At 69.0% G+C, this 23,428-nt stretch carries 23 protein-coding genes; 5 read left to right on the top strand and 18 right to left on the bottom strand.

The window, feature by feature from the left end; translation table 11 throughout:
* Window positions 1-2 precede the first annotated feature (2 nt).
* The 4 genes from RWQ91_RS01015 to RWQ91_RS01000 all read right to left on the bottom strand — a co-directional run bounded on the left by RWQ91_RS01015 (window position 3) and on the right by RWQ91_RS01000 (window position 4,087).
* Entirely contained in the window at window positions 3-911 is a 909-nt protein-coding gene (locus RWQ91_RS01015) for a tyrosine-type recombinase/integrase (protein ID WP_314501964.1), read from the bottom strand.
* Window positions 912-984: 73 nt separating this feature from the next.
* A complete protein-coding gene (dprA, locus tag RWQ91_RS01010) occupies window positions 985-2,202 on the bottom strand; it encodes a DNA-processing protein DprA (RefSeq protein WP_314501962.1) in 1,218 nt (405 codons plus the stop codon).
* Entirely contained in the window at window positions 2,199-3,728 is a 1,530-nt protein-coding gene (locus RWQ91_RS01005) for a YifB family Mg chelatase-like AAA ATPase (RefSeq protein ID WP_314501960.1), read from the bottom strand. Before RWQ91_RS01005 ends, dprA begins: the two co-directional genes overlap by 4 nt.
* Window positions 3,725-4,087, bottom strand: a complete 363-nt coding sequence (locus tag RWQ91_RS01000; protein ID WP_314501958.1) for a YraN family protein — start codon at window positions 4,085-4,087, stop codon at window positions 3,725-3,727. The genes RWQ91_RS01005 and RWQ91_RS01000 overlap by 4 nt, the downstream gene beginning before the upstream one ends.
* Before the next feature lie 130 nt (window positions 4,088-4,217).
* On the opposite strand from RWQ91_RS01000, the gene RWQ91_RS00995 reads away from it, so the two are divergent.
* Window positions 4,218-4,541, top strand: coding sequence for a DUF2469 family protein (locus tag RWQ91_RS00995; RefSeq protein ID WP_314501957.1), 324 nt, complete (start codon window positions 4,218-4,220; stop codon window positions 4,539-4,541).
* A 37-nt stretch (window positions 4,542-4,578) separates the two neighbouring features.
* On the opposite strand, the gene RWQ91_RS00990 is transcribed toward RWQ91_RS00995, so the two are convergent.
* From RWQ91_RS00990 to RWQ91_RS00975, 4 genes are all read right to left on the bottom strand, one after another.
* Window positions 4,579-5,238: a ribonuclease HII gene (locus RWQ91_RS00990; RefSeq protein ID WP_314501955.1), complete on the bottom strand. Its 660-nt coding sequence runs from the start codon at window positions 5,236-5,238 to the stop codon at window positions 4,579-4,581.
* Entirely contained in the window at window positions 5,235-6,017 is a 783-nt protein-coding gene (gene lepB, locus RWQ91_RS00985) for a signal peptidase I (RefSeq protein WP_314501953.1), read from the bottom strand. The genes RWQ91_RS00990 and lepB overlap by 4 nt, the downstream gene beginning before the upstream one ends.
* A gap of 121 nt (window positions 6,018-6,138) precedes the next feature.
* Window positions 6,139-6,486: a 50S ribosomal protein L19 gene (rplS, locus tag RWQ91_RS00980; protein WP_314501951.1), complete on the bottom strand. Its 348-nt coding sequence runs from the start codon at window positions 6,484-6,486 to the stop codon at window positions 6,139-6,141.
* 169 nt (window positions 6,487-6,655) lie between these two features.
* Window positions 6,656-7,144, bottom strand: coding sequence for an MFS transporter permease (locus RWQ91_RS00975; protein WP_314501949.1), 489 nt, complete (start codon window positions 7,142-7,144; stop codon window positions 6,656-6,658).
* Between the two features lie 181 nt (window positions 7,145-7,325).
* Between RWQ91_RS00975 and map the strand changes: the two genes are divergently transcribed.
* Window positions 7,326-8,108 carry a type I methionyl aminopeptidase gene (map, locus tag RWQ91_RS00970; RefSeq protein WP_314501947.1) on the top strand — a complete coding sequence of 261 codons (783 nt, stop codon included), beginning with the start codon at window positions 7,326-7,328 and terminating at the stop codon, window positions 8,106-8,108.
* 29 nt (window positions 8,109-8,137) lie between these two features.
* Here the strand turns inward: map and treZ are convergent, their stop codons facing one another.
* The 7 genes from treZ to rpsP form a co-directional block, all read right to left on the bottom strand.
* Window positions 8,138-9,859: a malto-oligosyltrehalose trehalohydrolase gene (treZ, locus tag RWQ91_RS00965; protein ID WP_314501945.1), complete on the bottom strand. Its 1,722-nt coding sequence runs from the start codon at window positions 9,857-9,859 to the stop codon at window positions 8,138-8,140.
* Window positions 9,856-12,246 (bottom strand): malto-oligosyltrehalose synthase, encoded by a 2,391-nt coding sequence (treY, locus tag RWQ91_RS00960; RefSeq protein ID WP_314501943.1) that lies wholly within the window; start codon window positions 12,244-12,246, stop codon window positions 9,856-9,858. Before treY ends, treZ begins: the two co-directional genes overlap by 4 nt.
* Before the next feature lie 2 nt (window positions 12,247-12,248).
* Window positions 12,249-14,453, bottom strand: a complete 2,205-nt coding sequence (gene glgX, locus RWQ91_RS00955; protein ID WP_314501941.1) for a glycogen debranching protein GlgX — start codon at window positions 14,451-14,453, stop codon at window positions 12,249-12,251.
* A 96-nt stretch (window positions 14,454-14,549) separates the two neighbouring features.
* Window positions 14,550-15,257: a tRNA (guanosine(37)-N1)-methyltransferase TrmD gene (trmD, locus tag RWQ91_RS00950; protein ID WP_314501939.1), complete on the bottom strand. Its 708-nt coding sequence runs from the start codon at window positions 15,255-15,257 to the stop codon at window positions 14,550-14,552.
* Window position 15,258: 1 nt separating this feature from the next.
* On the bottom strand, window positions 15,259-15,921 hold the full coding sequence (rimM, locus tag RWQ91_RS00945; protein WP_314501937.1) for a ribosome maturation factor RimM: 663 nt from the start codon (window positions 15,919-15,921) through the stop codon (window positions 15,259-15,261).
* 1 nt (window position 15,922) lies between these two features.
* Entirely contained in the window at window positions 15,923-16,153 is a 231-nt protein-coding gene (locus tag RWQ91_RS00940; protein WP_314501935.1) for an RNA-binding protein, read from the bottom strand.
* 5 nt (window positions 16,154-16,158) lie between these two features.
* Window positions 16,159-16,572, bottom strand: a complete 414-nt coding sequence (gene rpsP / locus RWQ91_RS00935) for a 30S ribosomal protein S16 (RefSeq protein ID WP_314501933.1) — start codon at window positions 16,570-16,572, stop codon at window positions 16,159-16,161.
* A gap of 202 nt (window positions 16,573-16,774) precedes the next feature.
* Between rpsP and RWQ91_RS00930 the strand changes: the two genes are divergently transcribed.
* Window positions 16,775-17,938, top strand: a complete 1,164-nt coding sequence (locus RWQ91_RS00930) for a glutamate--cysteine ligase (RefSeq protein WP_314501931.1) — start codon at window positions 16,775-16,777, stop codon at window positions 17,936-17,938.
* Window positions 17,939-18,020: 82 nt separating this feature from the next.
* Here RWQ91_RS00930 and RWQ91_RS00925 read toward each other — a convergent pair whose 3' ends face one another.
* The 3 genes from RWQ91_RS00925 to RWQ91_RS00915 form a co-directional block, all read right to left on the bottom strand.
* Window positions 18,021-18,701, bottom strand: a complete 681-nt coding sequence (locus RWQ91_RS00925) for a DUF559 domain-containing protein (RefSeq protein WP_314501929.1) — start codon at window positions 18,699-18,701, stop codon at window positions 18,021-18,023.
* A gap of 375 nt (window positions 18,702-19,076) precedes the next feature.
* The gene (gene ffh, locus RWQ91_RS00920) at window positions 19,077-20,645 is read right to left on the bottom strand and encodes a signal recognition particle protein (RefSeq protein WP_314501927.1); all 1,569 of its coding nucleotides are present in this window, start codon (window positions 20,643-20,645) and stop codon (window positions 19,077-19,079) included.
* Window positions 20,646-20,674: 29 nt separating this feature from the next.
* Window positions 20,675-21,661 (bottom strand): TetR family transcriptional regulator, encoded by a 987-nt coding sequence (locus RWQ91_RS00915; RefSeq protein WP_314501925.1) that lies wholly within the window; start codon window positions 21,659-21,661, stop codon window positions 20,675-20,677.
* 94 nt (window positions 21,662-21,755) lie between these two features.
* On the opposite strand from RWQ91_RS00915, the gene lipB reads away from it, so the two are divergent.
* Together lipB and lipA are read left to right on the top strand one after the other, a co-directional pair.
* Entirely contained in the window at window positions 21,756-22,394 is a 639-nt protein-coding gene (gene lipB / locus RWQ91_RS00910) for a lipoyl(octanoyl) transferase LipB (RefSeq protein ID WP_314501923.1), read from the top strand.
* On the top strand, window positions 22,391-23,428 hold the full coding sequence (gene lipA, locus RWQ91_RS00905) for a lipoyl synthase (RefSeq protein ID WP_314501921.1): 1,038 nt from the start codon (window positions 22,391-22,393) through the stop codon (window positions 23,426-23,428). The genes lipB and lipA overlap by 4 nt, the downstream gene beginning before the upstream one ends.

The raw sequence follows: 23,428 nt of genomic DNA, 5'->3' as shown, positions 1-23,428 counted from the left end.
GGTCAGGCCCGGGGATGTGCGAGCCGGTACGTGGCCGCGAGCCGCCCCGAAGACACGTGCGTGTAGATCTGCGTGGTGCCCAGACTCGCGTGGCCGAGCATCTCCTGGACGGCTCGCAGGTCGGCGCCGCCGTCGAGCAGGTGGGTGGCCGCGGAGTGACGCAGCGCGTGCGGGCCCACCGCCGCCGTTCCGACGACCGCCCCGAGTTCTCGGGCGACGACGTCGTAGACCGCACGCGGTGTCGCGCGTGCGCCGCGGACGCCGAGGAAGACCGCGGGGCCCGGGGCCCGGTGCGCCGCTCTGGCCACGAGCACCGGCCGGCCTCGACCGAGATACGTCTCCAGCGCTCGCCGCGCGGGAACGCCGAAGGGAACCACGCGCTCCTTCGCGCCCTTGCCCAGGACTCGCAGCGTCGCCCGCTGCAGGTCGATGTCGCCCTGGTCCAGGCCCGTGAGCTCGGATACGCGCACCGCCGACCCGTAGAGGACCTCCAGCATGGCGTGATCGCGCAGGAGGACGGGGTCCCCGGTCGCCGCACGGTCGGCAAGACCGTCCAGCATGCCGCGGACGCCGTCCGCGGTCGCAACACGCGGCAGCGTCCGTCCGCGCTTGGGTGCCACGAGGCGCAGGCTCGGATCCGCCGGCACGAGTCCCTCCTCGAGAGCCCAGGCGAAGAAGCTCCGAGCGGCGGCCGCACGGCGGGCGAGGGTCGCGCGCGCGTCACCGCGCTGGGTCGCCCGCCAGAGCCACTCGCGCAGCGCTTCGAGGTCCACCTCGCCGACCTCCGCGCCAGGCACGGTTGCTGACAGGTCCCGCAGATCCGCCCCGTAGGCGCGCACGGTCGCGGGCGAGAGCCGGCGCACGCGCGACAGCTGATCCGCATACGCGGCAGCCGCACGGTCGAACTGCATCCTCCCAGCATGCCCGCCCTGCTCGCTGAGGACGCCGCGGCACACGGCGCGCCGTCCTCAGTTCGCGTTCGTCTCAGCCGCCTCCGCCATGGCGCGTCCGCCGCCAGCCCTCCCCTCCTCCGACGACGTGCCCGTCGAGTGCCAGCAGACCGAGAATGCCGGTCACGTCGCCTGGGGCCAGGCCGGATCGCCGTGCGATCTCGGCGGTCGGTCTCCAGGAGCGGAAGCTCATCGCATCCCGCACTCTCGTGGTGTCGTCGGTCCGGTGGGCGCCGGAGGCGGCCAGATCGAACAGCGTCTGCGGTTCAGCTCCGAGCAGTTCCCGCACATCGTCGGCGCTGGTCACGCAGCGCGCGTCGAACTCTCTGAGCAGGCGATGGCAACCGGCCGAAGCCGCACTCGTGACCGGCCCGGGCACCGCACCGAGCGGTCGGGCGAGCGTCGCTGCGTGACCCGCTGTGTTCAGCGAACCGCTGCGCATCCCGGCCTCCACCACGACCGTCGCATCCGCCAGCGCCGCGATGAGGCGGTTCCGCGCGAGGAATCGCCACTTGGTCGGCGCCGTTCCGCACGGGACCTCGCTGACCACCGCGCCGGTCGCGGCGACCCGCTCGATGAGCTGGCTGTGTCCGGTGGGATACGGGCGGTCGACGCCGCCGGCGAGAAGCGCTACTGTCGTGCCGCCGGCCGCCAGAGCAGCCCGGTGCGCGGCGCCGTCGATGCCATAGGCGGCGCCGGACACGATCGAGACGCCGTGGGCGACCAGGTCCGCGGCGAGCTCGATCGCCACGTGCTCGCCGTAGGCGGTGGCGGCACGGGCGCCCACCAGCGCGACCGAGCGGGGAGTGCGCGTGAGCGCACCGGCATCGCCGCGCACCCAGAGCAGCATCGGGGCGTGCGGGCCCAGATCCTCCAGACCCGCGGGCCACCCCGCGTCCTCTGAGGTCAGCAGCGACAGCCCGGCCCGACGGGCGATCTCCAGGGCCTGCCGGACGCCGTCCGGATCGAGTCGCGGCAGCCAACGGGCGCGGGCATCCGCCCACTCCTTCTCGCCGATCGACGCGGCATCCTTCGCAACGCCGTCCCTCCCACCGGCGATCACCTCGTTCAGGGCCGCCTCGTGGCCCAGCGCCGCGACCAGGCGTCCGGCAACGCCGTCTCCGGGTTCCGTGAGCCAGCTCCAGGTGTGCACGGCATACAGGCGCCGCGCCCGCTCGTCGTCGAGCTCCCCTGGGACGAGCGGAGCGAGCAGATTCCGCGCCTGAGCCGCGACCGGCAGAAAGTCCCTCATGTGCTGATGCCCTTCTTCATGAACAGTGCCCGGCCGATATCCGACACGGTGGGGCTCGCGCGCGCCGCAAGATCGCTCAAGGTCCAGGCGACCCTCAGCACCCGGTCGTACCCGCGCAGCGTCAGAGCGCCGCGGTTCAGGGCGGCATCCAGAGGGCGCAGCACCACCGGCGGCAGAGCGAGCGGTCCCTCGCGCAGCCACGGCCCCGATACCCGGGCGTTCAGGCTCCAGCGCGTGCCTCGCAGTCGGTGGGCGGCTCGCTCCCGAGCCTCGGCGACGCGAGCTGCCGCTTCCGACGTGGTCACGACACCTTCCCCGAGGTCGCGAGCGTGGGCGACCGACACGCGGGCCATCGCGAGCTCGATGTCGACGCGATCCAGCAGCGGTCCCGACAGCCGCCCCAGGTAGCGCCGGATCGCCATGGGCGGACACACGCAGCTGCCGCCCCTCACGCCATAGCTGCCACAGGGGCACGGATTCGTTGCGAGGATGAGCTGGAACGACGCGGGGAAGGATGCCGTGACTCCAGCTCGGTGGATCGTGATCTCGCCCTTCTCCAACGGCTGCCGCAGCGCGTCCAGCACGCTGGGGGCGAACTCCCCCACCTCGTCCAGGAAGAGCACTCCGTGCGTCGCGCGTGCGATCGCGCCGGGGCGAAGGATTCGCGAGCCGCCGCCAACGAGCGCGGCGATGCTGGCGCTGTGGTGCGGAGCCTCCAGTGGCGGGCGCCGCAGAAGGCTGCCCGCGCCCTCGCCGGAGAGGGATCGGATCGCGGCCACTTCGAGCGCCTGCGCGTCATCGAGCGGGGGCAGGATTCCGGGAAGCCGGCTGGCGAGCATCGTCTTGCCCGCCCCCGGCGGACCGCTCATGAGCATGTGGTGCCCGCCCGCGGCCGCTGCGATCAGGGCACCGACGGCGTCGCGCTGGCCCATCACCTCGGCCAGCTCCGGGGCTGTCTGTTCCTCTGCGGGAACCGACGGCCCCGGCACCGGATCGAGCGAGCGCTCTTCGACATCGGCACCGTGCCTCCTCGCGACATCGGCGAGCGAGACTGCGCCCATCACCTCGATACCGTCCACCAGCGCCGCCTCCGCGGCGTTGGCATGAGGAACGATCACCCGGCGTTTGCCCGCCCGCACGGCGGCCAGGACCGCCGGCAGCACACCGGGGACCGGGCGCAGGCGACCGTCCAGGCCCAGCTCGCCGATGTGCACGGTTTCGGCGAGGGATGCGGCATCCATCCCGCCCTCGGTGGCGAGGGCGGCGACCGCGATCGCGACGTCGAAGGCAGAACCGGTCTTCGGCAGGCTCGCGGGTGAGAGGTTCACCGTCAGTCGCCGCCGCGGCAACGTGAGACCGCAGTTCGCGCTCGCGTTGTGCACGCGCTGCACCGCCTCCCCCAGCGCCTTGTCCGGCAGTCCGATGATGCGGAACTCCGGCTGCTGATTCGACAGGTCCGCCTCGACCTCGACGAGCGCTCCGTCCAGGCCCGTGAGCGCGATCGCCCACGTGCGAGCCGTCGTCACCGCAGATCCTCCAGGTGCTCCAGGTGTGCGCACGATGGGTCGGGACCGACGATCGCGATGGCATCGATGCGCAGCCGGCGCCCCTGAGCCTCATCGGGGTGGGCGGCGATCCACGCCATCGCGAGTCTCCACAGCCGTGACTGCTTGCGCCGGTCGATCGCCTCCAAGGGATGGCCGAACCCTTCGCCGCGCCGCGTCTTCACCTCGACGACCACGAGTTCGGCTCCGCTTGCCGCGACCAGGTCGAGTTCGCCCTCCCGGATGCGCCAATTGCGATCCAGCACGGTGTATCCCCGTGACTGCAGATACCGCGCGGCGCGCTCTTCACCCGCGCGCCCGAGGACGTCCTTGTGTGCCATGCATCGATCGTGTCCGGCCAGAACCGCGCAGCGGGTCCGCGATCGGCCGGGGGTGGACAACCGTGCGTGAACCGATGCTGGGGAGGAGGCGAGAGCGGGATCGGGCGCGCGACTCTAGGATGGGAGCACCATGGATGACGAAGTCTTCGAAGACTATGACCGCGAACTGGAGCTCGCTCTCTACCGCGAGTACCGCGACGTCGTTTCGCAGTTCCAGTACGTGATCGAGACGGAACGCCGGTTCTATCTCGCCAACGAGGTCAATGTCGTCCGCCGGGACACCGAGCACGACTTCTACTTCGAGATCACGATGTCCGATGTGTGGGTTTGGGACATCTACCGCGCCGATCGGTTCGTCAAGGCCGTACGGGTGCTCACCTTCAAGGACGTCAACGTCGAGGAGCTCTCCCGACGCGACTTCCACCTGCCCGAGGAGCTCTCGCTCGACTCCTGATCGGCGGGGTCGGCGCCTTCGGGTCGGAGTCGACGGTTCAGAACAGAGTCGGCGAGCCGATGAACGACCACGATGCGCGATGGTGGCGGCTGATGCCGTGCTCGAGGATGGCGTCGCGGTGGTCGGGGCTCGCATACCCCTTGTTGCGCGCCCAGTTGTACGCCGGCATCTCGTCGTGCAGTCCCGTCATGAGCGAGTCGCGGGCGACTTTGGCGATGACCGATGCCGCGGCCGCGCTGGCGCAGTCGCGGTCCGCCTTGATCACCGGCCGGATCGTCAGTCCGGTGCCGCCCGCCGGCGTGATGTAGTCGTAGTTGCCGTCGAGCACCACGATCGCCTCTTCCGGGACCACGTCGTGAGCGCGGAGGTCCGCCAGTGCCCTCATGGTCGCAAGCCCGAGCGCGCGCATGATGCCGACGTCGTCGATCTCGGCGGCGCTCGCCCAGCCCACGGCGCTGGCCGACACCCACGAGGCCGCCCGGGCCGCGACCTCGGCGCGCCGATGCTCGGGCACGAGCTTGGAGTCGCGCAGTCCCTGCGGGACGCGCTTGCGCGAGCGGGGTGCGTCGATCATCACAGCGCCCACGGCGACCGGTCCCGCCAGAGCTCCACGGCCGACCTCGTCGCACGCGATCAGGATCGGATGATCGCGCAGCAGTCGCCGCTCGAGCGTCAGGCGCGGCTCCGCGACGGTCATTTCGCGGCGGGCTCCCCGACCGGCTCCGGAACCCCGGAGAACACGGCGTGGTGGAAGTCCAGCATCCCGAACCGATCGAACGGCCACGTGATCAGGAAGGCGCGTCCCACGACGTTGCCGACCGGCACGAAGCCCTTGCCGGGCTGGTCCTGGTTGTAGCGGGAGTCTTTCGACGAGTAGCGATTGTCACCGAGCACCCAGAGGCGGTCATCCGGCACCACGACATCGAAGTCGTCCGCGGATGCCGGACTGTCGGCCGTGGGGAGCTTGAGGTAGTCGGTCTCATCGATCGGCACGTCGTTCACGCTGATCTGCCCGAGGGTGTTGCAGCAGACGACGTGATCGCCCGGCGTCCCGATGATCCGCTTCACGAGGTGGTCGTCGCTGTCCGGCGCGGAGAGACCGACGAGGGAGAGGCTCCAGTCCACCGCCTCGACGATCGGCGATCGGGGCGCGTCCGTGCTGACCGGCAGCCAGCCGCCCGGGTCGCGGAACACGACGATGTCACCGCGCTCGTAGCCGCCGAACCGCGGGGTGACCTCGTCGACCAGGATGCGGTCGTTGACCATGAGCGTGCTCTCCATCGAGCCCGAAGGGATGTAGAAGGACCGCACCAGGAACGTCTTGACCAAAAAGGACACGAGCACCGCGACGAGCACGATGATGATGACGTCGCGCAGGAATGTCAGCCACCCGCGACGACGGTCGCGCCGCCCGCTGCTCTCCGTGGAACGCGAGGACGGCGCCGGCGCCGCGGGCGCCGTCTGCTCGATCGACATTCAGATCCTTCTACGCGTCCGCCGCACATGAGCGCACCGCGAGATCAAGGGTCGCACATCCGCAGGACCGGGGACGACGAAACCCCGGTCGAAAGTGACCGGGGTTTCGTGTGGGAGCGCGTCAGTTGTCGCGCTTCTCCTTGATCTTGGCCTTCTTGCCACGGAGGTTGCGCAGGTAGTAGAGCTTCGCGCGACGCACGTCACCGCGGGTGACGACCTCGATGTGATCGATGACGGGGCTGTGCACGGGGAACGTGCGCTCGACACCGACCTGGAAGCTGATCTTGCGGACCGTGAACGTCTCACGGACGCCGTCGCCCGAGCGACGGATCACGACGCCCTGGAAGACCTGGATACGGGAGCGGTTGCCCTCCGTGATGTTGACGTGCACCTTGACGGTGTCGCCGGCGCCGAAGACGGGGATGTCGGAACGCAGCGAGGCTGCGTCGACGGAGTCGAGGATCTGCATGATCATTGCTCTCTGCGGCCGCCACAGGTCGACCGCGGTACTGGTGGGAAAGGATGGTGTGTGCCCGAGGCCCTCGACGATTCGTCCGAGAGCCGGCTCCCCTGAGGCAGAGCCTGATCAGGACACAAAGGATCATTCTGCCATGGATGCCCCGGCGGGCCAAAACGCCTCAGACGGTCGGCGGTCGTTCCGTGATGACGATCACGTCCCGCTCGCTGGGAGCCGTGCGAGGCACCTGCGCGGGGATGTAGCCGATCCCCTCCGTCGTGCGCATGAGAAGCGCTGACGGCTTGGCCTCGCGCCACAGCTGCACGAGCTCGAGCCAGAACAGGGCCAGGCCGACGATGATCGTCAGCACCATGACCGGCGCCCACCACGCCTGGTTGTAGAACCCGAGCGAGAACGTGAGCGCGTGCCACACCCCGAAGCCGAGCACATCCCACCACGACACCGCTCGCTCGGCTCGCACCGTCCCGCGTGCGCGGACGAGCAGCGTGAGCACGAGCTGGCCGATGAACACGGAGGGAATCGCGAGGAACAGGACCCACAGGAACGCCCAGCCACCGGCGTTGAAGACGCCCCAGCCGACCAGGAGCCACAGCGGAAGCACGAACGCAGCCGGAATCAACCAGGCGTAGAACGCGCGACGGAGCCACATAGCCTTGATGGTACGCCGGTGGTGCGCGGATCGGACAGGGTGGCCCGTGACCACGCGGCATCCTCCCAGCCAGGATGCGGGTCCCCGTACGCGGAGACCCAGCGGCACGGAGTGCGGCCGGCGGTGCGCCGGAGCGCGACCCCGCGCGTTCGGACAGAATGGACCCGACGAAAGGAACCGGATGATCGAGTTACGCACTCCCGCCGAGATCGAGGCAATGCGCCCCGCAGGGCGGTTCGTGGCCGAAGTGCTCGCCACGCTGCGCGACGAGACGCGAGTCGGATCGAACCTGCTGGCCATCGACCGCCGCGCGCACGAGCTCATCCGGCGAGCGGGTGCGGAGTCGTGCTACATCGACTACCACCCCTCCTTCGGCGCCAGCCCGTTCGGCAAGGTCATCTGCACCTCCGTGAACGACGCGGTGCTGCACGGGCTTCCGTACGACTACTCCCTCAAGGACGGCGACCTCGTGTCGCTCGATTTCGCCGCCTCGGTCGATGGCTGGGTCGCCGACTCCGCGGTCTCGTTCGTCGTCGGCTCGGCGCGGGATGAGGACCTTGCGATCATCGACACGGCCGAACGGGCGCTGGATGCCGCCATCTCGGCAGCCGCGGTCGGGCAGCGCATCGGCGACATCTCGCACGCGATCGCGCAGGTGGCGCGGGGCGATGGTTACGAGATCAACACCGACTTCGGTGGGCACGGTGTGGGCCACATCATGCACGGCGATCCGCACGTGCCCAACGACGGCAAGCCTGGCCGGGGATACCCGCTGCGTGCGGGGCTGGTGATCGCCCTGGAGCCGTGGTTCCTCGAGACCACCGACAAGCTCGTCACCGACCCGGACGGCTGGACGCTGCGCAGCGCCGACGGCTCTCGCGGCGCGCATGCGGAGCACACGGTCGCCGTCACGGAGTCCGGCCCGATCGTGCTGACCGATCGCTCCTGGCTCGGCGTCGCCTGACGCGGCACCGTCGACCGGGTGTCGCGATCTCAGGCGACGCGCACGACCGCGGCCGAACGACCCGGCAGGACCGCATCCCCTGCTTCGTGGGCGAAGTCATCGGCGGTCGCCAGCAGCACCGCCGGTGACCCGGGCAGCGGCATCCGTCTCGTGTCTTCGGCGAAGTTCACCAGGATCTGCGTTCCACCCCGGGAGAGGCGGAGCACCCTGGCCTCCTCGTCGGCCTCGGCGGCGAGCGAGCCGAACGCGGGGTCGGTGAGGTCGGGCAGCTGCCGCCGCAGGGCGATGAGCGTGCGGTAGAGGGTGAGCATGCGTTCGTGCACATCCCGATCGCGCTCGGCCCAGTCGAGCTTCGAGCGCTGGAAGGTCTGCGGGTCCTGCGGATCGGGCACGACCGTGCGGTCCCAGCCCATCGCGGCGAACTCGGCGATCCGCCCCTCCGCCGTCGCCCGGCCGAGCTCGGGCTCGGGATGCGACGTGAAGAACTGCCACGGCGTGGACGCCGCCCACTCCTCCCCCATGAAGAGCATCGGCGTGAACGGCGAGAGCACGGTGAGCACTGCTGCGACCGCCAGACCCCCCTCGTCGATGCTCTGCGAGAGGCGGTCGCCTGCCGCGCGGTTGCCGATCTGGTCGTGATCCTGGCTGAAGGTGACCAGGCGCGATGTGGGAATGCGCGTGTCGATCGGATGCCCGTGCGCGCGCCCCCGGAACGAGGACCAGCTGCCGTCGTGGAAGAAGCCCCGGGTCGTCGCTTTCACCAGCGCTGAGAGCGGCTCGAAGTCGGCGTAGTACCCGGTCGTCTCGCCGGAGACCGCGACGTGCAGGGCGTGGTGATAGTCATCGCTCCACTGCGCGGTCAGGCCATAGCCGCCGGCTTCGCGGGCGGTGATGAGCCTGGCGTCGTTCAGGTCCGATTCCGCGATGAGCGTGAGGGGCCGGCCGAGGTGCGCGCTGAGGGCCTCGGTGGCCTCCGCGAGCTCCGGCAGGATGTGTCGCTCGGAGCGGTCCTTGAGCGCGTGCACGGCGTCCAGGCGGAGTCCGTCCACGTGGTGGTCGTGCATCCACATCAGCGCGTTCTGGACGATGTACGAGCGCACTTCCGGTTCGTCCAGGTCGATGGACGAACCCCAGGTGTTGCGCTCCGCGTCGCGCAGATACGGCCCGAACTCGGGAAGATAGTTCCCGCTCGGTCCCAGGTGGTTGTGCACGACGTCCTGGATGACGCCGATTCCGCGCTGATGGCAGGCGTCGACGAACCTCTGATAGGCGGCGGGACCGCCGTAGCCCTCGTGGACGGCGTACCAGAGGACTCCGTCGTATCCCCAGTTGTGCGTGCCGTTGAACGCGTTGACCGGCAGCAGCTCGACGAAGCCGATGCCGAGGTCGACGAGGTGGTCGAGGCGGTCGATGGCCGAATCGAGCGTTCCGTCCGCCGTGAACGTTCCGATGTGCAGCTCGTAGATCACCGCTCCCGCGAGCTGCCGTCCGGTCCAGTCGGCGTCCTGCCAGTCGTGACGACCCGGATCGAACCACGCACTCAGCTCGTGCACGCCGTGCGGCTGCCGACGCGACCGCGGGTCGGGGCGGACGGCCGGTGCATCGTCGAGGAGGAATCCGTACTCGTCGCCGTCGTCCAGATCGACGGATGCCGCGAACCAGCCTCCCTCGCGCCGTTCCATCGCCAGCGGGTCGTGGCCCGGCCGATGCAGCCGGACCGTCGTGCGCCGCGGCGCCCAGACCTCGATCATGCGGACTGATCCTCCTCGTTCTCAGCCGGCACCAGAAGGGCGACCGGGTACGTGGCGAGGAGTTCGTGCAGCGGGATGGTCGAGCCGCGGAACGTGCGTCCGGTGAGGGCATCCGTCGTCGGGCCGGAATGCCGAAGCAGCACCGTGTCCCCCCAGCCGCCCCGTGCTGCGAGCCCCACCGGCAGTCGCGTGGCGACGGCGACCGCCCCGCCCCGATCGAACGCGATCGCGTGATCGGATGCCGGTCCCACGACGGTCATCGGCCGGTACATCGTGAACAGGTCGGGGCGGTCCCGGCGCAGGCGCAGCGCGCGCGACGTGACGAGCAGCTTCGCGGCCGCCGTCTCGTCCACGCGTGGGAGGCGACCCTCGGAGAAGCCGGAGTCCAGCTCGGCCAGCATCCGTCGACGTGCATCGAAATCGACCTCGCGCCGGTTGTCGGGGTCGACGAGCGAGGTCTCCCACAGCTCCGAGCCCTGATAGACGTCGGGAACCCCCGGTGCGGTCAGCTGCAGCAGCTTGGCCGACAGGCCGTTGGACCAGCCGGCCGCGGCGACCTCGGCGACGAATTCGGCCATCGTGCGCCGCAGCTGCGGATCGTCGAAGACGGCGTCGACGGTGGCGTGCAGGCGCTGCTCGAACGCAGGGTCGGGATCCCACCACCCGGTCGCCTCGGCCGCTTCGCGGGACGCCTTCTCCGCGTACGCGTGGAGCCGTTCGCGCGACGCAGGCCACGACCCGAGGACCGCCTGGAACAGGAGGTTGTCGAACGCTGCGTGCCCGGTCGAAGCGCGTTCGCGCATCTCCGCCAGCACCGCCGCCCAGCGTCCGGGGACCTCGGCGAGGACATCGAGGCGGGCGCGCACGTCCTCGCCGCGCTTGGTGTCGTGCGTCGACAGCGTGGTCATCGACAGCGGCCACGATGCGTGCCGCTGGGCCTGCGCGCGGTGGAACCCCTCCACGGTCAGCGCGAACACGGACGGGTCGCCGCCCACCTCGGTGAGGGAGCCGAGCCGCCCGTAGCGGTAGAAGGCAGTGTCCTCGACACCCTTCGCCATGACCGGGCCGGTCGTCTGCTGGAATCGGCGTGCGACATCCCGCGCCGGGTCCGCCAGGAGCGGGACGAGTTGCTCGATGGTCCCGGTCAAATCCGGACGACGGGTCACAGCAGCGGCGGCGGCATCGTCGAGATGGCGGCGTCCGGCGGGAAGATAGGAGCGGTACACGGGGAAGCAGGCCAGCAGCTCGGCGAGTGCGTCATGAGCAGCGGGCCCCTGCAGATTCGACGGGAGCTCCCGGACGAGGCGGGCGATCTCCGCACCCTGAATCGTGTCCGCGATCATCCGCTTGGTGTCGTGGATCACCTCGCTGTACGGCCTCGTGTCATCCCCGCGCAGCTGCGCATCCAGCACGGACAGCGCGGCCTCCCCCGCCGGATCGATCAGGACGCGGTCGATCTCGCCGAGCGCGTCGTACCCGGTGGTCCCGTCGGTCTCCCACCAGCCGGGCAGCTCTTCGCCGTGCTCGAGGATCTTCTCCACGAGGACGTACGCTCCCCCGGTGGCCGCGGCCAGACGCTCGAGGTAGGCGCCGGGATCGAGCAAGCCATCGGGATGATCGACGCGGAGTCCGTCCGCGAGGCCTTCGCGGATCCAGCGCAGCACCTCGGTGTGGCTCTCGTCGAACACCCACGGGATCTCGACGCGGACGCCGGCGAGAGTGGTCACGGCGAAGAAGCGGCGGTAGTTCAGCTCTGCCGCCTCGCGCCGCCAGAAGATCGCCTCCCAGTGCTGGCGCGCGAGCACCTGTTCGATGACGCGGGTGTCGGCCAGGTCGGAGCCGGCCGTGACGGATCCCGGTGAGAGCGGCAGGACGTGCTCGTCATAGAAGCGGACCACGCCGTGCGGCGCGAGACCGCTCGTGCCGGGATCGATCCTCACCTGGCCGTCGGCGATGACCTCCTCGGTGCTCGCACCGAGGATCGGCACGCGCACTCTGCCGCCGCCGAAGTCCCAGTCGATGTCGAAGGCCTCGGCGTAGCGGGATGCCCGCCCGTGCGTGAGGACGTCCCACCACCAGGAATTCTGCGCAGGCTGAGAGATCCCCATGTGGTTGGGCACCGTGTCGATCAGGATGCCGAGTCCGGCCTCCCGCGCGGCAGAAGCGAACCGCCCCAGACCCGCCGCGCCGCCGCGCGCAGGGTCGACCTGCGAGGGGTCCACCACGTCGTAGCCGTGGTCGGAGCCGTCGGTCGCCTTCAGCAGCGGTGAAAGATATGCCCACGACACGCCCAAGTCCCGCAGGTATCCGGTCACGCGGGCCGCGGCATCCAGATCGAAATCGCGCCGGATCTGCAGACGATAGGTCGATCGGGGCGTGCGGGCCATGCTCAGTGCTCCAGCTCCGATTTGGGCGACTGCCCGGGCATCGTCGTGTCGGTCTGCGCCGCCAGGGATGCCGCGACCGAGTGGTCGATCTCCGGCTCCATCACGCTGTGCTCCGAAAGCACCATGAGCGCTTTCGCATGCAGTCGGACGGTGGCGCCCGGCTGCAGGGGATCGCTGTCCGCCTTCTCGCCCGCCGTGTCGATCAGGACGTTCCACATCGGGCTGTCGTCGATCACGGGCGTGCGGAAGTCGACGATGTCGTCACCGGCGTTGAACAGCACGATGAAGTGCTTGTCCACGATGGGCTCGCCCCGGTAGTCGCGTTCGCGGATGCCGCGTCCGTTGAGGAACACGCCGATGGCGCGTCCGAAACCCGACTCCCAGTCATCCGGCTGCATGAGCGTACCGTCCGGTCGCAGCCAGGCGATGTCGCGGCGCTGTTCGCCGTCCTGCATGCGCACGGGACGGCCGTTGAAGAAGCGCCTGCGGCGGAAGGTGGGGTGGTCACGGCGAAGTCGCGCCATGGCGGCGGTGAACTCGACGAGCGGCTGATCGACGTTCTCCCAATCGACCCAGGTGATCTCGTTGTCCTGTGCGTAGCCGTTGTTGTTCCCGTACTGGGTGCGGCCGAGCTCATCGCCGTGCAGGAGCATCGGCACGCCCTGACTGAGCAGGAGCGTGGCGATGAAGTTGCGCTGCTGGCGGGCTCGGATCGTGTTGATCTCGACGTCGTCGGTCGGACCCTCGACCCCGAAGTTCATCGAGCGGTTGTGCGATTCGCCGTCGTTGTTGTCCTCCCCGTTGGCCTCGTTGTGCTTCTCGTTGTAGCTCACGAGGTCGCGCAGCGTGAACCCGTCGTGGGCCGTGACGAAGTTGACCGACGCGACCGGACGACGACCGGAGTGCTCGTAGAGGTCTGCCGACCCCGTCAGTCGTGACGCGAATTCGCCGAGGGCCTGCGGCTCGCCGCGCCAGAAGTCGCGCACGGTGTCGCGGTACTTGCCGTTCCACTCCGTCCACTGCGGAGGGAAGTTGCCGACCTGGTATCCGCCGGGGCCGACGTCCCACGGCTCGGCGATCAGCTTGACCTGTGAGACCACCGGGTCCTGCTGGACGAGCTCGAAGAAGGTCGCGAGGCGATCGACGTCGTAGAACTCGCGTGCGAGGGCCGAGGCCAGGTCGAAGCGGAAGCCGTCGACGTGCATCTCGAGCACCCAGTACCGCAGCGAGTCCATGATCAATTGGAGCGCGTGCGGATTGCCGGCGTTAAGACTGTTGCCCGTACCGGTGTAGTCGGTGTAGTAGCGCTTGTCGTCGTCTTCGAGCTTGTAGTACGCGACGTTGTCGACGCCCTTCATCGACAGGGTCGGCCCCAGATGATTGCCCTCAGCGGTGTGGTTGTAGACGACGTCGAGGATCACCTCGATGCCCGCGGCATGCAGCGCCCGCACCATGCCCTTGAACTCCTCGACCTGCTGGCCCCGGTCGCCCGTGGACGCGTAGGTGTTCTGCGGCGCGAGGAACGCGATGGTGTTGTAGCCCCAGTAGTTGGACAGCCCCTTCTCCTGAAGGGTCGAGTCGTTGACGAACTGGTGCACCGGCATGAGCTCGATCGCCGTGACGCCGAGCTTCTTCAAGTGCTCGATGATCACGGGGTGCGCGATGGCACTGTAGGTGCCCCGGATCTCGTCCGGGATGCCGGGGTGGGTCTGCGTGAGCCCCTTGACGTGCGCCTCGTAGATGAACGACTCGGAGTACGGCGTCTTGGGCTGCCGGTCACCGGCCCAGTCGAAGTACGGGTTGACCACGACGCCCTTCATCATGGATGTCGCCGAGTCCTCGTCGTTGCGGGAATCGGGCTCGCCGAAGTCGTAGCCGAAGACGGGCTGCCCCCACGTCACCTGACCCTCGACGGCCTTCGCGTAGGGATCCAGCAGCAGCTTGTTGGGGTTGAAACGCGCGCCGCTCTTCGGGTCGTTGGGTCCGTACACCCGGTAGCCGTAGCGCTGTCCCGGGCGCACCTGGGGAAGGTAGGCATGCCACACGTAGGCGTCCACGTCGACGAGGGGGACGCGGGTCTCCTTGCCGCGGTCGCCGAACAGGCACAGCTCGACCCGTTCAGCCCCCTCACTGAACAGTGCGAAATTGGTTCCATTGCCGTCGAACGTCGCGCCGAGCGGATAGCTCGAACCTGGCCAAGTCTGCACATCGCCTCCAGTGAGGTCGATCGTTCGGGACCCGATCGACCGGGGTTTCCAGGCTACTGGGCCGGGAAACATGGTCCGCGACCCTTGACGTGGCGGCTACGAGGCCCCGTCGTGGTCGGAGCCCAGCAGGTCGGGGCGTCGCGCGCGAGTTCGCTCGAGCTGCTGTTCGAGACGCCATGACGCGATGGCGCCGTGGTTTCCGCTCAGGAGCACGGGTGGCACCTCCAGGCCGCGCCAAGCGGCGGGCTTCGTGTAGGACGGATACTCGAGGAGGCCCTCCTCGTGCGACTCCTCGACCAGGCTCTCCGGGTTGCCCACGACACCCGGGATGAGGCGACCGACCGCCTCGATCATCGCCATCGCGGCGACCTCGCCGCCGTTGAGCACGTAATCGCCCAGGCTGATGAGGCGCACCTCGCCGAGCTGCGCGGCATGCGTGAACACGCGCTCGTCGATTCCTTCGTATCGCCCGCAGCCGAACACCAGGTGCTCCCGCTGCGCGAGTTCGCGCGCGGTCGCCTGGGTGAAGACCTCCCCCGCCGGCGACGGGAAGATGATCACCGGAAGGGGTGCGGCATCCGCGGTGATCGCATCCAGCGCCTCACCCCAGGGCTCCGGCTTCATGACCATGCCGGCTCCACCGCCGTAGGGCGTGTCATCGACGGTGCGGTGGCGGTCGTACGTCCACTCGCGCAGGTCGTGGACGCGGACGTCGAGAAGTCCTCTCCCGCGGGCTCTGCCCAGCAGTGAGACCTCGAGGACGTCGAAGAAGGACGGGAAGATCGAGACGACGTCGATGCGCACGTCAGGCCTCTTCGGTGTCGTCCTCGTCGGATGCCGGGCGGTCGGCATCCGCGTCCCCGAACTCGCCGTCGTCGTCGGTGTCGTCGGCGGGAAGGTCCTCGAACAGGCCTGCCGGCGGGGTCACCAGGATCCGGCCGCCCGCGATGTCGACTTCGGGCACGATCGCCTTGACGAAGGGAACGAGCACCTCGCTGTCACCGGGAAGTCGGACGATCAGCAGGTCCTGTGCCGGGAAGTGGTCCACGCGGATCACGCGCCCGACGACCTCGCCGTCGCGGACGACCTGCAGACCCACGAGCTGGTGGTCGTACCAGGCGTCGTCTTCGGACGGAGCGTCTTCGTCGTCCTGGTCGATCCAGAGGATGGCGCGCACGAGCTCCTCGGCGCCGGAGCGATCATCCACGCCCTCGAAGAAGGCCACCGGATGGCTGTTCATCCAGCGGAACTCACGGACGGTGAGCGACTTGCCGTGCCACGGAGAGGACTCCGGAACCTGCAGGGTGAACGATGATCCCGGCGCGAAGCGACCTTCGGGGTCATCCGTGTACAGCTCGAGCTTGAGCGCGCCCTTGAGGCCGTGCGCCTTGACCAAGCGACCGACGCGCAGTTGCGTCTTGGCCGCTTTGGGCGGACGTGCCGACGAGGTCTCTTCGGGAGAAGCCACGTCAGTCGTCCGCGACGTCGACGCGCACGCGCCGGCCGTCCGCGAGTGCGGTGATCAGCGTGCGCAGCGCCCTGGCGGTGCGTCCGCCGCGCCCGATCACGCGACCCCGGTCGTCGGGGTGCACGTGCACTTCGAGGACGTCGCCGCGGGGCGAGGTCGACGAGCGGATGGACACGTCCTCAGGGTGATCGACGATCCCCTTGATGACGTGCTCGAGCGCAGCGGCCAGCACCACGATTACTCTGCGTCGGTCGCGGCGTCGGCGTCGGACGCCTCGGCGGCGGGCTCTTCGGCCTTCTTCTCGGCCTTGGGCTTGATGACGACCTTCTTGCTCGAGTCGACCTCGAACGGCGCCTTGGGCTCCTTGACCTTGACGGTCGAGACGGCGTTCTTGTCGCCCTTGAACCTGCCCCAGTCGCCGGTCAGCTTCAGCAGGGCTGCGACCTGCTCGGTCGGCTGCGCGCCGACGCCCAGCCAGTACTGCGCGCGCTCGGAGTCGACCTCGATGAACGAAGGCTCCTCGGTCGGGTGGTACTTGCCGATCTCCTCGATGACACGACCATCGCGCTTGGTGCGCGAGTCGGCGACGACGATGCGGTAGTACGGCGCGCGGATCTTGCCCATGCGCTTGAGACGGATCTTGACAGCCACGATTCTCCTGAATTGTGTGAAGTGAGACGAACTGATCGCCTGGAGCGTGGGGTGCACACCCGGCGGAAGCTCAAAAGGGAGGATCAGATGCTGGATAGAGGGTCGAGCAAGTGATCCGACCCACAATTCTCTCATAACCGGAGCGGCGCCGCGAACCACGCGAAACCGCGGGGTGGCGGCATCCGCGTGTCAAACTGTGCGGATGACGGTGCCCTTCGCCACATCCGCGCGTTCCTCGGTCGGTCTGGAGTGGGAGCTGATGCTCGCCGACGGCACGACCGGAGATCTGGTTCCGCGCGGGCCCGAGGTCATCGACGCCCTGGCCGAGAGCACCGCCCTCGAGCGCTACACCGTGACCGGGGAGCTGCTGACCAACACCGTCGAGGTGACGAGCGGCATCGGCGACACCGTCGCCGCTGCGGTGGATGACATCGCGGACGCGATCGCCGCGATCCGCACGGTGACCAATCCCATGGAGGTCGAGCTGCTCTGCGCCGGCAGCCATCCGTTCGCGCAGTGGTACGACCAGCAGGTCACCGACAAGACGCGCTATCACACCCTGATCGAGCGCACCCAATGGTGGGGGCGAAACATGATGATCTGGGGCATCCATGTGCACGTGGGCGTCGAGGACGTCAATAAGGTCTTCCCGATCATCAACGCCTTGGCGGTCTACCTGCCCCACCTTCAGGCACTGTCCGCTTCGAGCCCGTTCTGGGCGGGCGATCGCACGGGCTACGCATCCAACCGCTCGCTCGTCTTCCAGCAGCTGCCGACGGCCGGCCTGCCGTGGCCGCTGCGGGACTGGTCGGAGTTCGAGGGGTATCTGGACGACATGGTGCGCACCGGCGTCATGGCCGACGCGAGCGAAGTGCGCTGGGACATCCGGCCGGCCCCGCGCTGGGGCACGATCGAGGTGCGCGCGTGCGACGGGATGTCGACGCTGCCCGAGCTCGCCGCGGTCGCCTCGCTCGTGCAGGTGCTCGTGGAGCACTTCTCCCGGCAGCTGGACGAGGGGCGCGAACTGGCGTCGATCCAGCCCTGGTTCGTGCGCGAGAACAAGTGGCGCGCCGCCCGGTACGGCCTGGATGCCCGCATCATCGTCGACGACCAGGGCACGCAGGCTCCGGTGAGGGAGCACCTGCGCGAGACGATGGAGCGCGTCGGCGACCTCGCCGTCGACCTCCACTGCGCACGCGAGTTCAGCGGTCTCGAGACGATACTGACGCAGGGTGCCAGCTACGCACGCCAGACGATGGTGGCGGATGCCGCCGACGGCGACCTGCGGGAGGTCGTGCAGCATCTGATCCGCGAGTTCCGCGCCGGGCCGACGCTGCGAGAGCATCTGGCCTCGCTGGGTCACTGACCCGGGTTGTGGCCTGCGAGCGTCGGACATAGGCCGACCGTAGGACCTTTGCGGAGGTCTCATCCGACGTGAGGCCGGTCTCCTACCCTCGGGGCCGGTTGGAGAGATGAAGGCCTTGCGCCATCGCCGTGACGATCACCGCTTCCACCGCGTCCCAGCCGAACATCACCTGCTGATAGTCAAATCGCAGCACCGTGTACCCCTCCAGAATCAGGCGAGCATCGGCATCCAAGTCTCGTCGCCGCGCGGCTGGTGAGCTGTGATGCTCGAAGCCGTCGAGCTGAACGACCAGTCTGACGCCAATGAGGAAGTCGACCGGATGACCATCGATCCAGACCTGCTGACGGATGCCGACGCCTAACCGGCCGATTCGGCTGAGGAAGATCGACTCGAGTCCCGAGTCGCTCAAGGCCGAGCACGCATCGGCGACCTCTCGTGCACGCAGGCTTCGCCAGTCCACTCGGCGAAGCTCTTCTGTCTTCACCAGTCCGCGACGCACGCCGGATTCCCACACCGTGAGGGCTAGGTCCCGCGGCACGCACTCCGCGACTAACAGCAACGCGTTGATCATCGAATCCTCGACTACGTACCGACCAACGGGTGCCGGCCCGATCGACCAGTGCGCGACGATGTTCTCGCGCGGAATCCGGGACGCCGTCGGCTTGACGGCGATGTGGAGGTCCGAGTGCGGCGGCGTCCACAAGCAGTGTCGGGATGCCGCACTGAGGCAGCTGAGCCGGCCTCCGGCCGAGACGGCCCGCACGAGGCGATCATCGGCTGCCGGGCCGACCAGCCACGAACGCCGTGTTCGTCGCACGAGCCCACGATCGACGGCATCCGCCATCGTTTGGCGAGAGAAGCCCGCGGCACGGGCCTCAGCCGAGTGCGCGATGTCACCGCGCCGCGCCAGCCACTCGAGCAGGAACGTCGCCTTGGTCATGCACCGAGCGTGACGCGTGAGGTCACCATGCGGCAGGTGATCAGCCGCGTTGTGGACCTGCAGCCCGCCCCGGGGAGCTGGGGAGGAGTCGACAGCGATCGGCCCAGGAGAGGAAACCGGCCAGACGCAGGAGGTTCCCGGCGAAATTCTCCTACGGCCGTCCGATTTCCTACCGCGAGCGAAGAGAACCTTCGGAGATCAGCCCTTGCCGAGGAGCTTCTGCAGCTGAGCGAGGTCCGCCTCGCTCGGCGCGCCCTTCGCCGCCGCACCGGCACCCAGGCCGAAGCCGGAACCCGTGGGGACGGCGGGGGTGGATGCCGCGATCCCGGCGTTCTCGGCGGCGCGCTTGGCGGGGTTGCCCGAACGCGATCCCTTGGCTTTCGGCTGCTGCTTGCCGCGCTTGGCGGACGCGCCCGGGCGAGAGCCCGGGATCGGACCCATGCCGGGGATGTTCGGCGTGCCGCCGCGGGCCACGGTCTTCATAAGCTTCGCGGCCTGCTCGAAGCGGTTGACGAGTCCGTTGACCTCGGTGACGGTCACGCCCGAACCGCGCGCGATGCGCAGGCGGCGCGAGCCGTTGAGCACCTTGGGGTTGCGGCGCTCGATCGGCGTCATGGAGCGGATGATCGCCTCGGTGCGGCCGAGCTCGGACTCGTCGAAGTCCTCGAGCTGCTGCTTCATCTGGCCCATACCCGGCAGCATGCCGAGCATCTTCTTCATCGAGCCCATCTTCTTGAGCTGCTGCATCTGGTCGAGGAAGTCCTCGAGCGTGAAGCTGTCGGTGGCCAGCTTCTCGGCCATCTTCATGGCCTCTTCCTCGTCGAAGGCCTGCTGTGCCTGCTCGATGAGGGTCAGGATGTCGCCGAGGTCGAGGATGCGCGACGCCATGCGGTCGGGGTAGAAGGGCTCGAGGTCGTCGAGTCCCTCACCCGTGGACGCGTAGATGATGGGGCGGCCGGTGATGGAGGCCACCGAGAGAGCGGCACCGCCTTTGGTGTCGCCGTCCAGCTTCGACAGGACCACACCGGTGAAATCGACACCGTCCTGGAAGGCCTTCGCCGTGTTGACGGCGTCCTGTCCGCTCATCGCGTCGATGACGAACAGCACCTCGTCCGGATCGGTGGCCCGCCGGATGTCGCCCGCCTGCTTCATCAGCTCGGCATCTACACCCAGTCGCCCCGCGGTGTCGATGATCACGACATCGTGCTGCTGGCGGCGCGCGATCTCGACGCCGTCCTTGGCGACCTTGATGGGATCGCCGACACCGTTGCCCGGTTCGGGGGCGTAGATCGCCGCACCGGCGCGCTGGGCGACGACCTGAAGCTGGTTCACGGCGTTCGGGCGCTGAAGATCCGCGGCGACCAGCAGCGGGGTGTGCCCGTCCTTCTCGAGCTGATGCGCGAGCTTGCCCGCGAACGTCGTCTTACCCGAGCCCTGCAGGCCCGCGAGCATGATGACGGTGGGCGGGTTCTTGGCGAACTGCAGCCTGCGCTGCTGACCGCCGAGGATCGCGATGAGCTCTTCGTTCACGATCTGGACGACCTGCTGCGCGGGATTCAGCGCCCGGTTGACCTCATCGCCGAGGGCACGCTCACGCACCTTGCCGGTGAACTCCTTGACGACCGGCAGCGCGACGTCGGCCTCGAGCAGCGCACGGCGGATCTCGCGCACCGTGCCGTCGACGTCCGCCGGGGTGAGCTGCCCCTTCTTGCGAAGGTTGCGGAAGGTCTCGGTGAGCCGGTCGGAGAGTGTGCCGAAGGTTGCCATAGTGCCTCAAGTTTACGCGAGGCGACCCGTCAAGCCGGTCCCAGCTCCTGGAACAGCGTGAGCTGCAGATCGGCAGGTGCACGCAGGCGGGCGTTGATCGACCGCCACGGCGTTTCCCGGGCGGATGCCTCCACTTCGGCGCCCGCGTCGGTCAGGCGCTCCATCGCGCCGGCGGTGTCCTCCACTTCGAGAGCGATCCGGATCGGATCGCTCGCGCCGCCATCGGTCTCGACCCGGTCGATGAACGCGACCTGGGCCGGATTGGCGATCTCGAGGGTCGCGCGCCCGGCGTCGAGGATCGCCACGCGCGCGCCGCCTTCGGCTTCGTAGGCCTCGGCCTGCGGCATCCCGACATCGTCCCGGTAGAAGGCAAGGGTCCGCTCGAAGTCCGCGGCTTGGACGACGACGCGCAGCTGCCGCACTCTCCCCAGCACGGGAACCGTCGTCGCGGTGTCGGCGACCTTCGCTGCGCGCGCCACGAACCCGCTGAGAGGCGCGCGACCTGCTCCGCCGCGAGCCCAGGCCTCGATTGCGCCCAGGATCGCCCCGCCCCAGGCGGAGCCGGCCACATCGGCGTGAAGGCGCTCCGTGCCGCTGCGGACCAGTCGCGCCGAGACGGCCCGACCGATGCGCGCGCGCCGCATCGAGGCTTCGCGTTCGAGCTCCTCTTCCAGGTCCATCGCGCGAGCGTTGACGATGGCCAGTGCGAGGCTGTCCGGGGCGAAGCCGGCGGCGAGCCCGATCGCGCCGTCGCGCACCTCCGCCGCGGCATCCGGCCCCTCTTCGGCATCGAGCGCCCGTTGCCACGACGCGATGCGCTCGTCCAACGCGGCCCAGAGGATGTCCGACTTCGAGGCGAAGTAGTTGAAGAAGCTGGAGCGGCTCACTCCCGCACGGCCGGAGATCTCGGCGATCGTGGTGTGCGCGAAGCCCTGCTCGAGGAAGAGTTCGCACGCCGCTTCGGCGAGGGTCTCGCGGGACGAGGCACGGGGCCGGCCTGCTCGCTGAGCGGTCATGACCACAGCGTACGAGGACACGGGCCGGGTCGTGCGGCGAGATACATGACGATGTAATGTTGGACGCGATCCAGAAACTGCCCTCGGAGGACCGATGCTCGAGATCGTCCATGCCGGACTCGGCCCCAGCTACGTGCCCTACATCGACGGCTGGGCGCTGCAGCGGCGAGTTCACGCGGGCGTCGTTTCCGGAGAACGGCGCGACACCCTCATCCTGCTCGAGCACGAGAGCGTGTACACCGCCGGCAAGCGCACCGAGCCGCACGAGCGGCCGCACGACGGCACCCCCGTGGTCGATGTGGACCGCGGTGGCAAGATCACCTGGCATGGTCCCGGCCAGCTCGTGGGCTACCCGATCGTGCGCCTTCCGGAACCGGTGGACGTGGTCGCGCACGTGCGCCGTCTCGAGCGGCTGCTGATCCAAGCGCTGGCCGAGCACGGGGTGAACGGATACCGGGTCGAGGGGCGCAGCGGTGTGTGGGTGCGCCGTCCGCTGTCCGTGGACAAGGTCGCCGCCATCGGCGTGCGTGTGGAGAAGGGTGTGACGATGCACGGTTTCGCCGTCAACTGCGACAACACTCTGGCGGGATTCCGCGGCATCATCCCGTGCGGGATCACGGATGCCGGTGTCACGACCATCAGCGAGGTGGTCGGCGCCGACGTCTCTCCCGTCGACATCGTCGACTCCGTCGTGTCGGCCTTCCAGGGCGAGTACGCGGGGGTGCTCGCGTGAGCGGCTGCGCCACCGGCGCGCCCGCCGCGGTCACCCCGGCATCCGCCCCCGACGGACGCAAGCTCCTGCGTCTGGAGGTGCGCAATGCCCAGACCCCGATCGAGCGCAAGCCCGAGTGGATCAAGACGCGCGCCAAGATGGGGCCCGAATACACGGCTCTTCATTCGCTCGTGAAGGACGAGGGTCTGCACACGGTGTGCCAGGAAGCAGGCTGCCCGAACATCTACGAGTGCTGGGAGGACCGCGAGGCGACGTTCCTCATCGGCGGTTCGCAGTGCACGCGGCGGTGCGACTTCTGCCAGATCGACACCGGCAAGCCCGCCGATTACGATCGCGACGAACCGCGCCGGGTGGCCGAGAGCGTGCAGAAGATGCGCCTGCGGTACGCCACGGTCACCGGTGTGGCCCGCGATGACCTCCCCGACGAAGGTGCGTGGCTGCACGCCGAGACGGTCCGGCGGATCCACGCCGAGAACCCCGGCACCGGGGTGGAGATCCTCGCGACGGATTTCTCGGGCAACCCCGCGCTCCTGCGCGAGGTGTTCGAGTCACGCCCAGAGGTGTTCGCGCACAATGTCGAAACCGTTCCGCGAATCTTCAAGCGCATCCGCCCCGCCTTCCGTTACGACCGCTCGCTCGACGTGCTCACGCAGGCGCGCGACTTCGGGTTGATCACGAAGTCGAATCTCATCCTGGGCATGGGTGAGGAGCCGCACGAGGTGGTGCAGGCGCTTCAGGACCTGCACGACGCCGGAACTGACATCATCACCATCACGCAGTATCTTCGGCCCTCTCCGCGGCACCTGCCTGTGGATCGGTGGGTCAAGCCGGAGGAGTTCGTGGAGTTCAAGACGGAGGCCGAGCGCATCGGGTTCCTCGGGGTGCTGGCCGGTCCGCTCGTGCGCTCGTCCTACCGGGCCGGTCGCCTGTGGGCGCAGTCGATGATCTCCAAGGGCCGGGGCATCCCCGACGACCTGTCGCACCTCGCCCAGGACATCGCGCAGGGGTCGCGCGGGTTCGCACAGGCCGTCTGA

Origin of the sequence: uncultured Microbacterium sp., from assembly GCF_963524805.1 — a bacterium.
GTDB lineage: Bacteria > Actinomycetota > Actinomycetes > Actinomycetales > Microbacteriaceae > Microbacterium.
The sequence above is the reverse complement of the archived record's forward strand: the minus strand, read 5'-3'. Positions and strand labels throughout refer to the sequence as shown.

Coding starts and splice junctions, on each gene's coding strand:
- RWQ91_RS01015 (WP_314501964.1), bottom strand. CDS start 911: ATGCAGTTCGACCGTGCGGCTGCCGCGTATGCGGATCAGCTGTCGCGC.
- dprA (WP_314501962.1), bottom strand. CDS start 2,202: ATGAGGGACTTTCTGCCGGTCGCGGCTCAGGCGCGGAATCTGCTCGCT.
- RWQ91_RS01000 (WP_314501958.1), bottom strand. CDS start 4,087: ATGGCACACAAGGACGTCCTCGGGCGCGCGGGTGAAGAGCGCGCCGCG.
- RWQ91_RS00995 (WP_314501957.1), top strand. CDS start 4,218: ATGGATGACGAAGTCTTCGAAGACTATGACCGCGAACTGGAGCTCGCT.
- RWQ91_RS00990 (WP_314501955.1), bottom strand. CDS start 5,238: ATGACCGTCGCGGAGCCGCGCCTGACGCTCGAGCGGCGACTGCTGCGC.
- lepB (WP_314501953.1), bottom strand. CDS start 6,017: ATGTCGATCGAGCAGACGGCGCCCGCGGCGCCGGCGCCGTCCTCGCGT.
- rplS (WP_314501951.1), bottom strand. CDS start 6,486: ATGCAGATCCTCGACTCCGTCGACGCAGCCTCGCTGCGTTCCGACATC.
- RWQ91_RS00975 (WP_314501949.1), bottom strand. CDS start 7,144: ATGTGGCTCCGTCGCGCGTTCTACGCCTGGTTGATTCCGGCTGCGTTC.
- map (WP_314501947.1), top strand. CDS start 7,326: ATGATCGAGTTACGCACTCCCGCCGAGATCGAGGCAATGCGCCCCGCA.
- treZ (WP_314501945.1), bottom strand. CDS start 9,859: ATGATCGAGGTCTGGGCGCCGCGGCGCACGACGGTCCGGCTGCATCGG.
- treY (WP_314501943.1), bottom strand. CDS start 12,246: ATGGCCCGCACGCCCCGATCGACCTATCGTCTGCAGATCCGGCGCGAT.
- RWQ91_RS00930 (WP_314501931.1), top strand. CDS start 16,775: ATGACGGTGCCCTTCGCCACATCCGCGCGTTCCTCGGTCGGTCTGGAG.
- ffh (WP_314501927.1), bottom strand. CDS start 20,645: ATGGCAACCTTCGGCACACTCTCCGACCGGCTCACCGAGACCTTCCGC.
- RWQ91_RS00915 (WP_314501925.1), bottom strand. CDS start 21,661: ATGACCGCTCAGCGAGCAGGCCGGCCCCGTGCCTCGTCCCGCGAGACC.
- lipB (WP_314501923.1), top strand. CDS start 21,756: ATGCTCGAGATCGTCCATGCCGGACTCGGCCCCAGCTACGTGCCCTAC.